We start from the raw sequence: 12,772 nt of genomic DNA, 5'->3' as shown, positions 1-12,772 counted from the left end.
TGCCGCCATAAAAGGCTGGCTAAAGGCCCGTCCTCGACGCCCGGGCCAGTGAGCCGAGCGCCGGAATTTGCAGGCTGGACCGCGACCGCGACAGGTCGCCTCGCCGGCAAGACTACCCCCGGGGGCCGCGTTTCTCGCCCTGCTGAACAGGACTATCTCGTTGTCGCATTCCTCGCAGACGCGCGCCATTTTGCGCGCCGATCGTGTGGCCAATATCAAGCCCATGACGGCTGTCGCAGCCTTTGGCGGTCTGATGGGACTGGCGATCGGATGCGCCTATCTGGGCGGCACGACGGCGCGCGCGACGACGCTGCGCGCCCAGGCCGAACGGATTCAGGGCGCAACGGCCGCTGGGTTCACGGAAGAAGCCCTCGCCGCCGCCGCCGGCGGCCTCGACGCCAGCGCCCTGACCATTGCGCGTCGTCATGATCCCTACACCAGCGCGGGCTCGGCCCAGCGCGATCGCCAGGCCGAACTGCTGGCCGCCCGTCTCGAACAACTTCGCGCGCCCGGCGACCCCAACCTTCGCCGCGCCAGCCTGACCGCACCGACCGCCGCGCCCGCCTTCCGCGTCGCCAATGCCCTGGACGCCAGCCGCGATCTCGATTGCCTGACCCAGGCCGTCTATTATGAAGCCCGTGGCGAGGGCGCCGACGGCATGAAGGCCGTGGCCCAGGTCGTCCTGAATCGCGTGCGCCACCCCGCCTTCCCCAAGACGGTCTGCGGCGTCGTCTTCCAAGGGGCGGCGCGCAGCACCGGTTGCCAGTTCTCCTTCACCTGCTCCGGAGCGATGCGCGGCCGCGTCAACCAGGCCGCCTGGAACCGCGCCAGGACCGTGGCGTCGAACGCCATGTCGGGGTCGGTCTTCTCGCGGGTTGGCAATGCAACCCATTTCCACACCACCGCCGTGACGCCGGGCTGGCGTTCGTCGCTGGTGCAGGTCAGCCAGGTCGGCAGCCATCTGTTCTATCGCTTCGGCGGCCGTTCGAGCACCGGCGGGACGTTCACCTACGCCGCTCGTCGCGCGGCGCCGGCGGACCAGCCGCGCCTGATCCAGGCCGGCCTCAACCCCGTCGAGACCGCGCGTCAGGCCGGACAGGCGGTCGCCTATTCGATGGTGCTGGCACAGGAAGGCCGCGCCCTGCCCGCGCCGACGGCCCAGTCGACCGCGCCGGCGCCCGCCGCCGCGCGCGCCTCGCGTCCAGCCGAAGCTCCGTCTAAGACCGACGTCGCCGAAACGGCCTCCAGCCCCGCCTGATCGTCGGAGGTCTGGAAGCGGTCAGAGCGCGTCCAGGCCGATATCCAGAACGGGCGCCGAATGGGTCAGGGCGCCGACCGAGATGACGTCCACGCCCGTCTCGGCGATGCCGCGCACGGTCGTCAGATCGACCCCGCCCGAGGCCTCAAGCACGATCCGCCCAGCGACGCACGCCACGGCGGTGCGCAGGTCGTCGAGGCTGAAGTTATCCAGCATGATGACATCGGGCGCCGCGCTCTCGTCGATCAGGGCCAATACGGCGTCCAGCTGATCCAACCCATCAACCTCGACCTCGACCTTCATCAGATGCGGGGCGAAGGCTTTGGCCCGCCGTACCGCCTCGGCGACCCCGCCGCAGACGGCGACGTGGTTGTCCTTGATCAGGATGGCGTCATCCAGACCGAAGCGATGGTTGATCCCGCCGCCGCAGGCCACGGCGTGCTTCTCCAGCGCGCGCAGGCCGGGCGTGGTCTTGCGCGTATCCGCGATGCGCGCCTTGGTCCCGGCGACGGCTTCGACATAGGCGCGCGTCAAAGTCGCCACGCCGCTGAGCCGCCCGACCAGATTGAGCGCCGTCCGCTCGGCCGAGAGGAAGGCGCGCGCGTCAGCCTCAACCACCGCCAGCACTTCGCCCGCGCCGAAGGCGTCGCCATCTCTCAATCTCAAATCGACCGAGGCCTTGGGGTCCATGGCCAGCACGGCCAGGCGCACGCAGTCGATGCCGGCCAGCATGCCGGACTTCCTGGTCGCAAAGGCCGCCTTCATCCGCGCACCTTCGGGGATGCAGGCCATGGCGGTCACGTCGCCGGCCCGACCCAGATCCTCGGCTAGCGCCAGGCGTACGACGGGCTCAATCAGGACTTCTGGAAGTCGTCTCATTCCGCCGCCTCCAACGCAGCCGGGTGCGGGATCCGCACCCGCGTATGCACAGCGACCCCATCCGTCTGCGGATAGTCCGAGCGATAGTGCCCGCCCCGGCTCTCGCGCCGGTCCAGCGCCGCCTGGGCGATGAGCCGCGCCGCCAACAGGACGGCCGCCGGCCCGTGCTGGCTCTGCAGCCGGTCAATCAGGGCCATCAGGGTCTGCAGTCCCTCCGCGTCACGCACCACGCCGGCATGCGCCGTCATTGCGGTCCGCAGTTCGGCCATCGCCTCATCTGGCAGGTCGGGCGAAACCTCGGTCGCCAACGCGCGGCCGCCGCCGACTTCCTGTGCCGCCGACCGGCCCGCGCGCCGACCGAAGGCCGCCGCTTCCAGCAGGGAGTTGGACGCCAGCCGGTTGGCGCCATGCACGCCGGTCGCCGCGCATTCGCCGACCGCATAAAGGCCCGCAACCGTCGTGCGTCCGTCCGCATCGGCGGTGATCCCGCCCATGTGATAGTGGCAGGCCGCCATCACTGGGATCGGGCTGACACGCGGGTCTAGCCCGGCGCGCATACAGGCGGCGAAGACGGCGGGAAACGCGTGGGGAAACTCGTCCCCGATCGCTGCCCGCGCATCCAGAAAGGCCCCTCGCCCGTCGGCGCGCGCCGCATGGACCGCTCGCGCAACCACGTCTCGCGGCTTCAGATCGGCGTCGGCCTCGTCACCCAGCAGGAACCGCCCCTGACCATCGATCAGTCGCGCGCCCTCGCCCCGCAAGGCCTCTGTAGCCAGGGGGGCGGGGTCCAGCCCCACGTCGATGGCGGTGGGGTGAAATTGCACGAACTCCGGATCGAGGATTTCCGCGCCGGCTCGCGCGGCCAGGGCCATCCCCTCGCCCTTCAGCGCCGCCGGGGTCGTGGTCGCCGCAAACAGACCACCCGCACCGCCAGTGGCCAGCACCACCGCCGTCGCCGTTATCTCGACTAGGCGGTCGCCGCGCACGACCACCGCGCCGACCACTCGGCCTTTGTCGTCCTGTGATAGGGCCTTCAGCCGCGCGTCGTCCCAGACCTCGATCAATTTTTCAGCCCGCACCGCCGCAACGACAGCAGACAAGATGGCTCGGCCAGCGCCGTCGCCGCCGACCCGGGCCACGCGAGGAACGGAATGAGCCGCCTCCAGACTGACCACGAAGCCGCCGCCCGCATCCTGATCGAACGGCGCGCCCAGGGCCGCCAGCCACTCCACCGTCTCACGCCCGGCGTCGGTCAGGGCGCGCGCCGCGACCGCCTCGACCAGACCCGCGCCCGCCGCCTCGGTATCCCTGGCGTGCAATGCGGCCGAATCCTGCGCCGTCAGCGCCGCCGCCATCCCGCCCTGCGCCCAGGCGGACGAACAGGCGTTCAGCAAGGGCTCGGGCGTCACGACGAGAACCTTCGCGCCGGTCTTGGCCCCCTCCAGCGCGGCCGACAGCCCCGCCAGGCCCGCCCCGACGATCAGAGGTCCGTCATGCCGCATTCGGTTCATCGTCCAAAGCCCAAGTAGTTGAGGCCCAACTGCACCGCGCCGGCCGGATCACCCCCCGTCATCGGCATCAGCGCGCCGACGGCCGCCGCCGCGCACACCGCAAGGGTCAGCAGATAGAGCGCCAGGCTCTTGCCCGCCTCGGGCCAGCTCAGCGTTCCCCAGGCCGCACGCCAGACGCCACGCTTCAGATGGCTGAACACCGACAGAGCCAGAAAGGCGGCCAGAATGAACCGCCCGGTCGTCAGCCCCCACCAGACCACCGCCACGCCGATGACCAGCAGCACAATCTGCTCCAGACGCGGATGCACACGCGTCAGCACCGGCCCTAGCGCCTTTGATCCATCCAGAGGCGGCGCCGGCACGAGGTTCACCAGATTGAGCATGGCGATGAAGAAGGCGCCCATCAGCCATTCGCCCTGCCCCAGAACCATCCAGACCCCGACGAAGGGGATCATCGCCAGCAGGCCGAACGCCGGTCCGGCCAACGAGACCAGCACGCCGTCCCACTCGCTCTTCGGCTCACGCCGCGCCTTGGCCAGGCCGCCGAGGAAGGGGATGATGTAGATGCGGGCCGGCCCCATGCCGAGCTTGTTCATCGCCAGGGCGTGGCCCGCCTCATGGACGAACAGGCCGATCAGCACCGCGCCCGCCACGATGGCGCTGCCCGTGATCCACCACAGGAAGCCGCCCATCAGCGCTGTGGACAGCATCGCCCACACCAAGCTTTGGTCCTTCTCGACCGGCGCTTCGGCTGCGGGCGCCGGCGCGGTTTCACGCGCCGCTGTCGTTTCGGGCTTGGCGTCCCAAGGTCCCGGCGGGCGGGCCGGCGTGCGGCCAGGCGTCTGATCTGTGGTGTCTGTGTTGCTCATGGCGTCCAGATGGGCGCGGACGACCGTCCCCGTCGCCGGGACCGATCGCCGCGTCACGCTCAGATCAGCTCCACATCGACATGGTGGCGCGCCTTGACCAGATCGTAGCGCGCGGGAATGGCGGGCGGCGGCAGGTCGATCATTCGCTGCACCGCCAGGCGTCCGCGTTCGATCATGTCGGCCGGCACCGTGACCTCGAACTGCATGTGCAGCAGGCAGTCCCGGATGTTCTGCAGCGTGATCCGCTTCATGTGCGGGCACAGGTTGCACGGGCCGATGAACTGCACGCCCGGCACGTCGCCAGCGACGTTCGAGGCCATCGAACATTCGGTGATCATCACCACCTGTTTGGGCCGGCGCGCTTCGACATAGTCGGTCATCGCCGCCGTCGAGCCGGCGAAGTCCGCCGCCGCCAGCACGTCCTCAGGGCATTCGGGGTGGGCCAGGATCTCGGCGCCCGGATAGGCGGCGCGCATCTCGGCGATGTCGTCCACCGTGAACCGTTCATGCACCTCGCAGCGGCCCTTCCAGGCGATGATGCCGATCGTCGTCTGGGCCGCGACGTTGCGCGCCAAGAACTCGTCCGGGATCAGGATGACGCGGTCCACGCCCCATTCCTTGGCCGCCCATTCGACCACCTGAACAGCGTTGGCGGACGTGCAGCAGATGTCGGTCTCGGCCTTCACATCGGCGGTGGTGTTCACATAGGTCACGACCGGCAGGCCCGGATAGCGCTGCTTGATCAGCCGCACGTCCGCTCCGGTGATGGAGGACGCCAAAGAGCAGCCCGCGCGCAGATCCGGGATCAGCACGGTCTTCTCGGGCGACAGGATCTTGGATGTCTCGGCCATGAAGTGGACGCCCGCCTGGACGATCACCTTCGCATCCGATCGCGCGGCCTCCTTGGCCAAGCCCAGGCTGTCGCCGACATAGTCGCCGACCCCGTGGAAGATCTCGGGCGTCATGTAGTTGTGGGCCAGGATCACGGCGTCGCGCTCGCGCTTCAGCCGGTTGATCTCGCTGATCAGCCGCGCCTGCTGTGGCCACTCCATAGGCGTGACGTGGTCCTTGACCTTGGCCCACACCCCGGCGGTTTCCCGCTCCAGCTCTCTCGTCAGACCAAAGGCGCCATCAGCCATGATCATCTCCCTACCCTTATGCTCACATTTAGCATAAGCAGGCGCAATGTAGGCCGATGCGGGCGCTGTGCAAGAGCAAATGCATACTCCTTACTGCAAGCCACCGGCGACCGCAATTTGCAAAAACCGTTCCCAAGCCGACCGATATCGCCTAGATGGCAGCCCACTTCTTTGCCTCTAAGCGCCTATTCGCGACATTTCCATGCAGGACACCATCCGCCGCATCCTCACCGCCCGCGTCTATGACGTGGCGGAGGAGACGCCTCTCGACCCGTTGCGCCGCCTGTCGGCCCGGCTCGACCGGCCCGTTCTGCTGAAGCGCGAGGACTTGCAGCCGGTGTTTTCGTTCAAGATCCGCGGCGCCTACAACAAGATCGCCGGCCTGTCGGCGGATGAACTGTCCAGGGGCGTCATCTGCGCCTCTGCCGGCAATCATGCGCAAGGGGTGGCCCTGGCGGCCGCACGTCGCAACATTCCCGCCATCATCGTCATGCCCACCACCACACCTGGCATCAAGGTTGCGGCCGTGCGCGCCCTTGGCGGCGAAGTGGTTCTACATGGCGACAGCTTCGACGAAGCCTACGCCCACGCCCGTGATCTGGAGGGCCGGACCGGCGCGGCGTTCATCCATCCTTTCGACGACCCCGACGTCATCGCGGGCCAGGGCACGGTTGGCGTCGAGATCGCCCGTCAGCACGCCGATCCGATCGAAGCCATCTTCGTGCCCATCGGCGGTGGAGGCCTGGCGGCTGGCGTCGCCGCCATCGTCAAATTCCTCCGGCCCGAGACCCGGATCATCGGCGTCGAGCCAGTGGATGCCCCAACCATGAAGTCCGCCATCGACGCAGGTCAGGTCGTGACCCTGAACGAGGTCGGCCTGTTCGCCGACGGCGTCGCCGTCCGTCGAGCCGGGACCGAGACCTTCCGCCTGTGCAAGAATCTGCTGGACGAGATCGTGCTGGTGGACACCGACGCCATCTGCGCTGCGATCAAGGACATCTTCGACGACAGCCGCGCCATCGCCGAGCCCTCCGGAGCCGTCGCGCTGGCGGGGCTGAAGGCCTGGGCCGCCGCTCATCCCGGTAGCGGCAGCCTGATCGCCATCAACTCGGGCGCCAATCTGAACTTCGACCGGTTGCGCCATGTCGCCGAACGCGCCGAGATCGGCGAGGGCGCCGAGGCCCTACTGGCTGTGGCGATGAAGGACGACCGCGACGACTATCGTCGATTCCTGGACAGTCTGGACGGCCGTTCGGTCACCGAGTTCAACTACCGCTGGTCCGGCGACGGGCAAGCGCAAATCTTCGTCGGCGTCGCCCTGCGAAACGGTCCGCATGAACGCGACGACCTGATCGCGGCCCTGCGTTCTGGCGGTTACGCCGTCGAGGACATGAGCGACAACGAGACCGCCAAGCTGCACGTCCGCTACATGGTCGGCGGCCGCACCGTCGGTCTGCCCCACGAACGCATCCTGCGGTTCCAGTTCCCCGAACGCCCCGGCGCCTTCCTGCGCTTCCTGAACAGCCTCCAGCCAGCCTGGGCCCTGACGCTGTTCCATTATCGCAACCACGGCGACGACGTCGGCCGGGTCCTTGCGGGGATCAGCGTCCCACCGAACGAACAGGCCCAGTTGACCGCCGCCCTCGCCGACCTGGGCTATCCCTACGTCGACGAAACCTCGAACCCCGCATGCCGCCTGTTCCTGGACGGCGCGTGAAACGAAAAGAGCGGCGACCGTCGCCGGTCGCCGCCCTCCGAAAACACCGACTCAGGCCGTCACGCCTTGTCGATGGCGGCGGCGATCTGATCGCTGGAATGGCCGGTCAGGTCCTTGGCGATCTCGCCGACCAGCTTGGCCTGAAGGTCCTTGTGCCAATGCTTGCGCAGTTCGCCCAGCGTCTTGGGCGCGGCGATCACCAGCAGTTCGTCGATCTTGTTGGTGACCGACCATTTGTTCAGCACTTCGGCGACGCCCATGGCGAAACCGTCCTCGGCCTGGGTGTCATTGTCGGGGTTGGCCTCGTTGGATCGACGGCCGGCCGAACCCGAAACCCGATCCGCGATGGCCGGAGTTTCCAGCGGCGTCAGCTTGATGTCCGAGGCGTTCGTATTCTTAAACAGGGCCAGCTTCTCGCCATCGACCACCGCCACCAGCGCGCCATTGGAAAGTTTCATCGTCGATACTCCAGTGTGTAGGGATCGAGACAACGAACCGGGACGCAGGCCGTTGCCTCGCGCCGCCGATCCCATAGTGTCGCGCGGCAAACCGACGGGAGATGAACCATGCCTGATGTCATGCTGCTGGACCGCCGTCGCCTGATGGCCCTGGGCGCATCGGGTGCTGCGGCCGCGATCCTGCCGGGGTGCGCGACCATGACGGCTGCATCGCCGCGCCAGACGGTGTGGACCTTTGATCGCCTGACCGACATCGGGGGGATCGAAACCCGCCTCGAGGGCGCGCCGAGCCTGATCGACAGTCCCTTCGGCCGAGCAGTTCAGTTCGACGGCGTGGACGACGCCCTGTTCATCGATCAGCATCCGCTGGCCGGGGCCGAGACCTTCACGTTCGAGGCCCTGTTCCGACCCGACGGCGGCGCCTTCGAGCAACGCTGGTTTCATCTCACCGAAGAGGCGCCGGCCGGTCAGCCGCCGTCGCAGACGCGCTTCCTGTTCGAGGTCCGCGTGGTTCAGGACCGCTGGTACCTGGACGCCTTCATGCGCGGGCCGGGATACAACCACACCCTGATCTTCCCCGAGCAGCTCCATCCGTGCGGACAGTGGTTCCACGTCGCCCAGACCTTCGACGGCGCCATGTACCGGGCCTATGTCGACGGCGTTCTGCAGGGCGAACACCGGGTGCCGTTCACGCCGCAAGGGCCGGGCCGCGCCTCGGTCGGTTGCCGCATCAACCGCGTGAACTACTTCAAGGGCGCGGTGCGTCAGGCCCGCTTCACCCATGCCGCCCTGCCGCCCGAACGGTTCACGCGGAGCTAAAACAGCCGGCCGCCCGCTTCGTGCGCCAATAGCCAGCGTTTGCGTTCTAGCCCGCCGGCATAACCGGTCAGCGTCCCGTTCGCTCCGACCACGCGGTGGCAGGGCACGATGACGCCGACCGGATTGGCGCCGTTGGCCAGGCCCACGGCCCGGACGGCCTTGGGCGCGCCGATCGCGGCAGCCAGCTGGCCATAGGTGCGGGTCTCGCCGGTCGGGATGTCGCGCAAGGCCTTCCACACCGCGCGTTGAAAATCCGTGCCGCCTGTGCGGACCGTGATGGTGTCGAAGGCGGTCAGGTCGCCGCCGAACCAGGCCTCGACCGCCCGGCGCACTGGCTCCGGCGCGCGGCCTTCAGTCAGCACGACCTCACCGTAGTGGCGGCGCAGCAGCAGGCGCAGACGGGCTTCGTAGTCGTGGAAGTCCAACGCCCGCACCGCGCCGTCGGCGTCTGTGACGACCAACACCTCGCCCACGGGCGACGGGATGCGATCCAGGGTCAGATGCAGGTCAGGCTGCTTGGTCATCTCGCCGCTCCTCGTTCAGGGCCCAGTAGAGTGCGCCATAGGCCCGCCACGGACGCCACCGCTCGGCGCGCGCCAGCAGCGCGGCGTCCGTCGTCGCCAGCCGGTCGCTGGGCGCTTCCGCGCCGGCATCGATCCAGTCGCCCGCAAGTCTCAACCCCGGCCGGGCCGTGATTGCAGCGTGCAGAACGGGGTCGACCGACAGGTCGCGCGTGATCGCCTCGGGATCGGCGGCGAGGTCGAACACCCGTCGGACCCGCGCCAGCACGCCCGGCAAGGCTTTCAGATTCTCGATCCGCGCCTCGACCGCCGCCTTGCCGGTGGCGGCGGGGCGCACCGTCACCGAACCGTCCGTGTCGTCCACGTCGGGGTGCAGTCGCCGGGTCCAGACGTCATCGACAACCGTCTCGCCCGCGACGCCGCGCGTCGCCAAGGTCGTCATCATGGCGTCCCAATCATAGGGCGGGCGATAGGACAGACCGATCTTGATCACCCCGCCCGCTTCCGCCTCGACCTTGCGACGCCGCAGGTCGGACGGTGCGCGACCATACAGAGCCTGAAACGTCTCATTGAAGCGTCGCACGCTGCCGAAACCCGACGCCATCGCCACCTCGGCCATCGACAGGTCGGTCTCGTGGATCAACTGTTTGGCCAGGAGGACGCGCCGTGTCTGGGCCACGCTGACCGGGGCGGCACCCAGATGCTGGCGGAACAGGCGGCGCAGTTGCCGCTCGCCCATGCCCAGCCGTGTCGCCAAAGCGTCCGTGTCGCCGACATCCAGCGCCCCTGCCTCGATCAGGGCTAAGGCCCGGCTGACAGTATTGGACGTGCCGCGCCAGGCGCCCATTTCCGGCGCCGTCTCGGGCCGGCACCGCAGACAGGCCCGCAAGCCCGCCGCCTCGGCCGCCGCGGCGCTGGCGTGAAAGACCACATTCTCGCGCTTCGGCGTTCGCGCCGGGCAGACGGGCCGACAGTAGATGCCCGTCGAGGTCACGCCGGTGAAGAAGCGCCCGTCGAAACGGGCGTCCCGCGCCACGACGGCGCGCCAGCACGCCTCCTGCTCCAACAACTGATCCATGCCCGGAGGATGCGCCGTCCGGCCGACGATGTCTCGCGGTTTTCGGACATGAATCGGATCAGTCTCTAAGGAAGAACAAGGCCTCCACCGTCGTATCCAGGGCCCGCGCCAGTTCCAGGGCCAGAACGGTCGAGGGCACGAAGACGCCGTTCTCGACCGTATTTATGGTCTTGCGCGAGACGCTAGCCTTGTCGGCCAGCCCCTGCTGCGTCAGGCCCGCGGCGGTGCGCGCCTCCTTCAGCCGCGAGCCGAGCCTGGGATCACCCATCGCGACCGGCCTCGCGATCCAGCCAGGCGAACCGCAGGCCGGCCGACGCCCCGCCCAGCGCCAGGACATAGGGCAGAGCCAGCACGCCATAGTCCGCGCGCCACAGACCCAGACCCAGCGCCACGGTCACCCCGCCCATCAGCACGACGAAGGCCAGGATCATCGACCGCGCCCGCAAAACCTGCGTCAGCTCGTCTTCCATCAGACGGCGGTTCTTCTGCGCATTCCAGTCCCAGCCCATGAGCAGAACAGGGATCAGCCAGCTGTACAGGACCGGCAGGAGGATCTGGACATAGGCGCCGAGATTGGGGTCGCCGCCCAAGACCCGCAGCATGGCGCTGTGGGCTTGGACCATGAACATCAACATGATCACCGGGTAGAGGATCAGTAGTCGTGTGCGCTCTCGCTGCAGCTTGTCGCGGCGCGACCCTTCTCCACCTCCAGCGACATTGATCGGCCGACCTGGCCGTCCGCACCAGGCCATAAGCCCACCCACGATCAAGAGGCCAAAACCCACGCCCGCAGCCACACCCGCCGTCGTCGCTTGATCACCATTGGCCCCGAGAAAAAATGCGAAGCCTGCGCCGTTAACTATGGCGGCGGCGCCGACGACCGAAGTCGCGACGCCGCCCCACCAGTATTTGCGCCGCTCCATTTTCACCCGCAGAATCGCGGCGTTTTCATCCTTTTTCACGACTTCCTCCTGAAGTAACCTTGAGGTTACATATCACCTATAGGTTACATGTCGTCAAGAGGGGCGTCGCCTTTATCGACCGACGACCAGTCGCGCTGCGGCGCGGATGACACGCACCACCTCTGCGGCGAAGGCCCAGACCACCACGACCATAAGGATCGTCGCCGCGCCGCCGTCGTCAGAGCCGTGGAACACCTGTCGCACCCGATCCACGAATTCCGCCACGCTGCCGACCCAGATCACCGGCGACAGGGCCGACCAGAACCAGACCCACAGCAGCCCCCAGGCGGCGGCGATCCCGAACGCCAGGTCGCCCAGCGCCGTCAGTCGCACATTGCCGCCCGACGCCGCCCGCATCAGGTCGAAGCCGATGCGGCAGGCGGCGAACAGGGCGACCGGCCAGTAGGCGACGCTGATCATGTCCGTCAGGATGCGGCCGTAGTTGACGCCGTCGATCACGCCGAACAGCTCGTCGGGCGAGACCGGCCGCGTCTGAAGCAGGCCCGTCCACCACAGCAGCACCACGGTCCAGCCGATGGCGCTGGCCACCGCACGGGCCACGGGCGACATCTCGGCGCTCTTGCGCACGGCGCGGCCGGACTTGGCCCAACCCATGTTCCGCCCCGACCAATCGCCCTTGGCCAGATTCTGTCCCCACTGCTCGGCGTCGAAATCGCCGCCCAGCTCGAACAGGCCCAGATCCTTGACCCGCCATTTGGCGATGAAGTCGGGGCGGCACGACTGCCGCTCCAGCACGAAGCCGACGGCGGTCAGAAGTCCGACGACGGTGATCGCGCCGCTGATCAGGCTGGAGATGCCCTGCCCGATCGCCTGGCCCACATAGACGTCGCCGACCAGGACCCGCACCGCCAGGCCGATCAGGGTGACGGCCGCCATCACCGTCAGCCCGACCTTCAGCCCGAACATCCACCACGGATAGAGCTCAGGCCCGATCAGCGCATGCGGTCCTGGGCGATAGCGCGCCGCCACGCTCAGCGGATGACCCACCTCGCGCAGCAGGGCCTCGACCTCGTCGTCGGTCGGCGCGCGCCCCAGACGGGCCTCCAGCGCCTCCAGACGGCCCATGATCTCGTCACGCAGCTCGGCGACGATGTCGTCGCGGCTCTCCTTCGGCAGTTGGGCCGCCACGGCCTTCAGATAACGTTCGACCAGGTCCATGCCGGTCTCTCCCTCTTTCCCGGTGTTCACAGCATCTTCTCCAGCGAGGCCGACAGGCCGCGCCATTCCACGGCGAGCCGTTCCAGCATCGCCTCCCCGCGCGGCGACAGGCGGTAGAACCGCTTCTTGCGCCGCTCCTCCTCGCGCCATTCGCTATCCAGCAGCCCCTGGCTCTCCAGCCGGCGCAGCAGCGGATAGAGGGTGCTCTCCTCCATCTCGACCCCGACCTCGCCCAGGGCGACCCGCAGCGAATAGCCGTATTGCTCACGCCTGAGGCTGGCCAGCACAGCCAGGATCAACGACCCCCGCCGCAGCTCCAGCCGCAGACTCTCGAACAGCAACGCCTCGTCGTTCTCGCTCACCCTCTGCCTCCGTGCGTCAC

General features: G+C 68.2%; 14 protein-coding genes. 3 read left to right on the top strand and 11 right to left on the bottom strand.

The features are described from left to right. Positions 1 to 160: 160 nt before the first annotated feature. A complete protein-coding gene (locus tag LG306_RS06105) occupies positions 161 to 1,258 on the top strand; it encodes a cell wall hydrolase (RefSeq protein ID WP_404419016.1) in 1,098 nt (365 codons plus the stop codon). 21 nt (positions 1,259 to 1,279) lie between these two features. On the opposite strand, the gene nadC is transcribed toward LG306_RS06105, so the two are convergent. From nadC to nadA, 4 genes are read right to left on the bottom strand one after another with little or no spacing between them, the layout of a single operon-like run. Continuing rightward, complete coding sequence (gene nadC / locus LG306_RS06100) at positions 1,280 to 2,137, bottom strand: carboxylating nicotinate-nucleotide diphosphorylase (RefSeq protein WP_404419014.1); 858 nt, start codon at positions 2,135 to 2,137, stop codon at positions 1,280 to 1,282. After that, positions 2,134 to 3,648 carry an L-aspartate oxidase gene (locus LG306_RS06095; protein ID WP_404419012.1) on the bottom strand — a complete coding sequence of 505 codons (1,515 nt, stop codon included), beginning with the start codon at positions 3,646 to 3,648 and terminating at the stop codon, positions 2,134 to 2,136. Before LG306_RS06095 ends, nadC begins: the two co-directional genes overlap by 4 nt. Continuing rightward, positions 3,645 to 4,517: a metalloprotease gene (locus LG306_RS06090; RefSeq protein ID WP_404419010.1), complete on the bottom strand. Its 873-nt coding sequence runs from the start codon at positions 4,515 to 4,517 to the stop codon at positions 3,645 to 3,647. Before LG306_RS06090 ends, LG306_RS06095 begins: the two co-directional genes overlap by 4 nt. Positions 4,518 to 4,576: 59 nt before the next feature. Beyond that, positions 4,577 to 5,656 (bottom strand): quinolinate synthase NadA, encoded by a 1,080-nt coding sequence (gene nadA, locus LG306_RS06085; protein WP_404419008.1) that lies wholly within the window; start codon positions 5,654 to 5,656, stop codon positions 4,577 to 4,579. A 202-nt stretch (positions 5,657 to 5,858) separates the two neighbouring features. On the opposite strand from nadA, the gene ilvA reads away from it, so the two are divergent. Beyond that, positions 5,859 to 7,373, top strand: a complete 1,515-nt coding sequence (ilvA, locus tag LG306_RS06080; RefSeq protein WP_404419006.1) for a threonine ammonia-lyase, biosynthetic — start codon at positions 5,859 to 5,861, stop codon at positions 7,371 to 7,373. A gap of 59 nt (positions 7,374 to 7,432) precedes the next feature. On the opposite strand, the gene LG306_RS06075 is transcribed toward ilvA, so the two are convergent. After that, complete coding sequence (locus tag LG306_RS06075; protein WP_017504716.1) at positions 7,433 to 7,831, bottom strand: host attachment protein; 399 nt, start codon at positions 7,829 to 7,831, stop codon at positions 7,433 to 7,435. Positions 7,832 to 7,939: 108 nt separating this feature from the next. Here LG306_RS06075 and LG306_RS06070 point away from each other — a divergent pair, with 108 nt between their 5' ends. Next, on the top strand, positions 7,940 to 8,650 hold the full coding sequence (locus LG306_RS06070; RefSeq protein ID WP_404419004.1) for a LamG-like jellyroll fold domain-containing protein: 711 nt from the start codon (positions 7,940 to 7,942) through the stop codon (positions 8,648 to 8,650). On the opposite strand, the gene LG306_RS06065 is transcribed toward LG306_RS06070, so the two are convergent. The 6 genes from LG306_RS06065 to LG306_RS06040 form a co-directional block, all read right to left on the bottom strand. Beyond that, positions 8,647 to 9,174 (bottom strand): methylated-DNA--[protein]-cysteine S-methyltransferase, encoded by a 528-nt coding sequence (locus LG306_RS06065; protein ID WP_404419002.1) that lies wholly within the window; start codon positions 9,172 to 9,174, stop codon positions 8,647 to 8,649. The two genes, LG306_RS06070 and LG306_RS06065, sit on opposite strands and share 4 nt — an antisense overlap. Continuing rightward, positions 9,158 to 10,249 (bottom strand): bifunctional transcriptional activator/DNA repair enzyme AdaA, encoded by a 1,092-nt coding sequence (locus LG306_RS06060; protein ID WP_404419000.1) that lies wholly within the window; start codon positions 10,247 to 10,249, stop codon positions 9,158 to 9,160. The genes LG306_RS06065 and LG306_RS06060 overlap by 17 nt, the downstream gene beginning before the upstream one ends. Before the next feature lie 58 nt (positions 10,250 to 10,307). Continuing rightward, complete coding sequence (locus tag LG306_RS06055; RefSeq protein WP_017504712.1) at positions 10,308 to 10,517, bottom strand: helix-turn-helix transcriptional regulator; 210 nt, start codon at positions 10,515 to 10,517, stop codon at positions 10,308 to 10,310. Continuing rightward, entirely contained in the window at positions 10,510 to 11,211 is a 702-nt protein-coding gene (locus LG306_RS06050) for a hypothetical protein (protein WP_404418998.1), read from the bottom strand. The genes LG306_RS06055 and LG306_RS06050 overlap by 8 nt, the downstream gene beginning before the upstream one ends. Before the next feature lie 72 nt (positions 11,212 to 11,283). Next, the gene (locus tag LG306_RS06045; protein ID WP_404418996.1) at positions 11,284 to 12,390 is read right to left on the bottom strand and encodes an HAAS signaling domain-containing protein; all 1,107 of its coding nucleotides are present in this window, start codon (positions 12,388 to 12,390) and stop codon (positions 11,284 to 11,286) included. 26 nt (positions 12,391 to 12,416) lie between these two features. Continuing rightward, the gene (locus LG306_RS06040; protein WP_091749647.1) at positions 12,417 to 12,752 is read right to left on the bottom strand and encodes a PadR family transcriptional regulator; all 336 of its coding nucleotides are present in this window, start codon (positions 12,750 to 12,752) and stop codon (positions 12,417 to 12,419) included. Positions 12,753 to 12,772: the final 20 nt, after the last annotated feature.

Origin of the sequence: Brevundimonas vesicularis, assembly GCF_044807075.1 — a bacterium.
In the GTDB taxonomy this organism is placed as follows: Bacteria; Pseudomonadota; Alphaproteobacteria; order Caulobacterales; family Caulobacteraceae; genus Brevundimonas; species Brevundimonas vesicularis_G.
The sequence above is the reverse complement of the archived record's forward strand: the minus strand, read 5'-3'. Positions and strand labels throughout refer to the sequence as shown.

What these genes read in the sequence shown, in the direction of transcription:
- ilvA (WP_404419006.1), top strand. Translation starts at nt 5,859, where the DNA reads ATGCAGGACACCATCCGCCGCATCCTCACCGCCCGCGTCTATGACGTG.
- nadA (WP_404419008.1), bottom strand. Translation starts at nt 5,656, where the DNA reads ATGGCTGATGGCGCCTTTGGTCTGACGAGAGAGCTGGAGCGGGAAACC.
- LG306_RS06090 (WP_404419010.1), bottom strand. Translation starts at nt 4,517, where the DNA reads ATGAGCAACACAGACACCACAGATCAGACGCCTGGCCGCACGCCGGCC.
- LG306_RS06045 (WP_404418996.1), bottom strand. Translation starts at nt 12,390, where the DNA reads ATGGACCTGGTCGAACGTTATCTGAAGGCCGTGGCGGCCCAACTGCCG.
- LG306_RS06060 (WP_404419000.1), bottom strand. Translation starts at nt 10,249, where the DNA reads ATGGATCAGTTGTTGGAGCAGGAGGCGTGCTGGCGCGCCGTCGTGGCG.
- LG306_RS06095 (WP_404419012.1), bottom strand. Translation starts at nt 3,648, where the DNA reads ATGAACCGAATGCGGCATGACGGACCTCTGATCGTCGGGGCGGGCCTG.
- nadC (WP_404419014.1), bottom strand. Translation starts at nt 2,137, where the DNA reads ATGAGACGACTTCCAGAAGTCCTGATTGAGCCCGTCGTACGCCTGGCG.
- LG306_RS06065 (WP_404419002.1), bottom strand. Translation starts at nt 9,174, where the DNA reads ATGACCAAGCAGCCTGACCTGCATCTGACCCTGGATCGCATCCCGTCG.
- LG306_RS06055 (WP_017504712.1), bottom strand. Translation starts at nt 10,517, where the DNA reads ATGGGTGATCCCAGGCTCGGCTCGCGGCTGAAGGAGGCGCGCACCGCC.
- LG306_RS06075 (WP_017504716.1), bottom strand. Translation starts at nt 7,831, where the DNA reads ATGAAACTTTCCAATGGCGCGCTGGTGGCGGTGGTCGATGGCGAGAAG.
- LG306_RS06070 (WP_404419004.1), top strand. Translation starts at nt 7,940, where the DNA reads ATGCCTGATGTCATGCTGCTGGACCGCCGTCGCCTGATGGCCCTGGGC.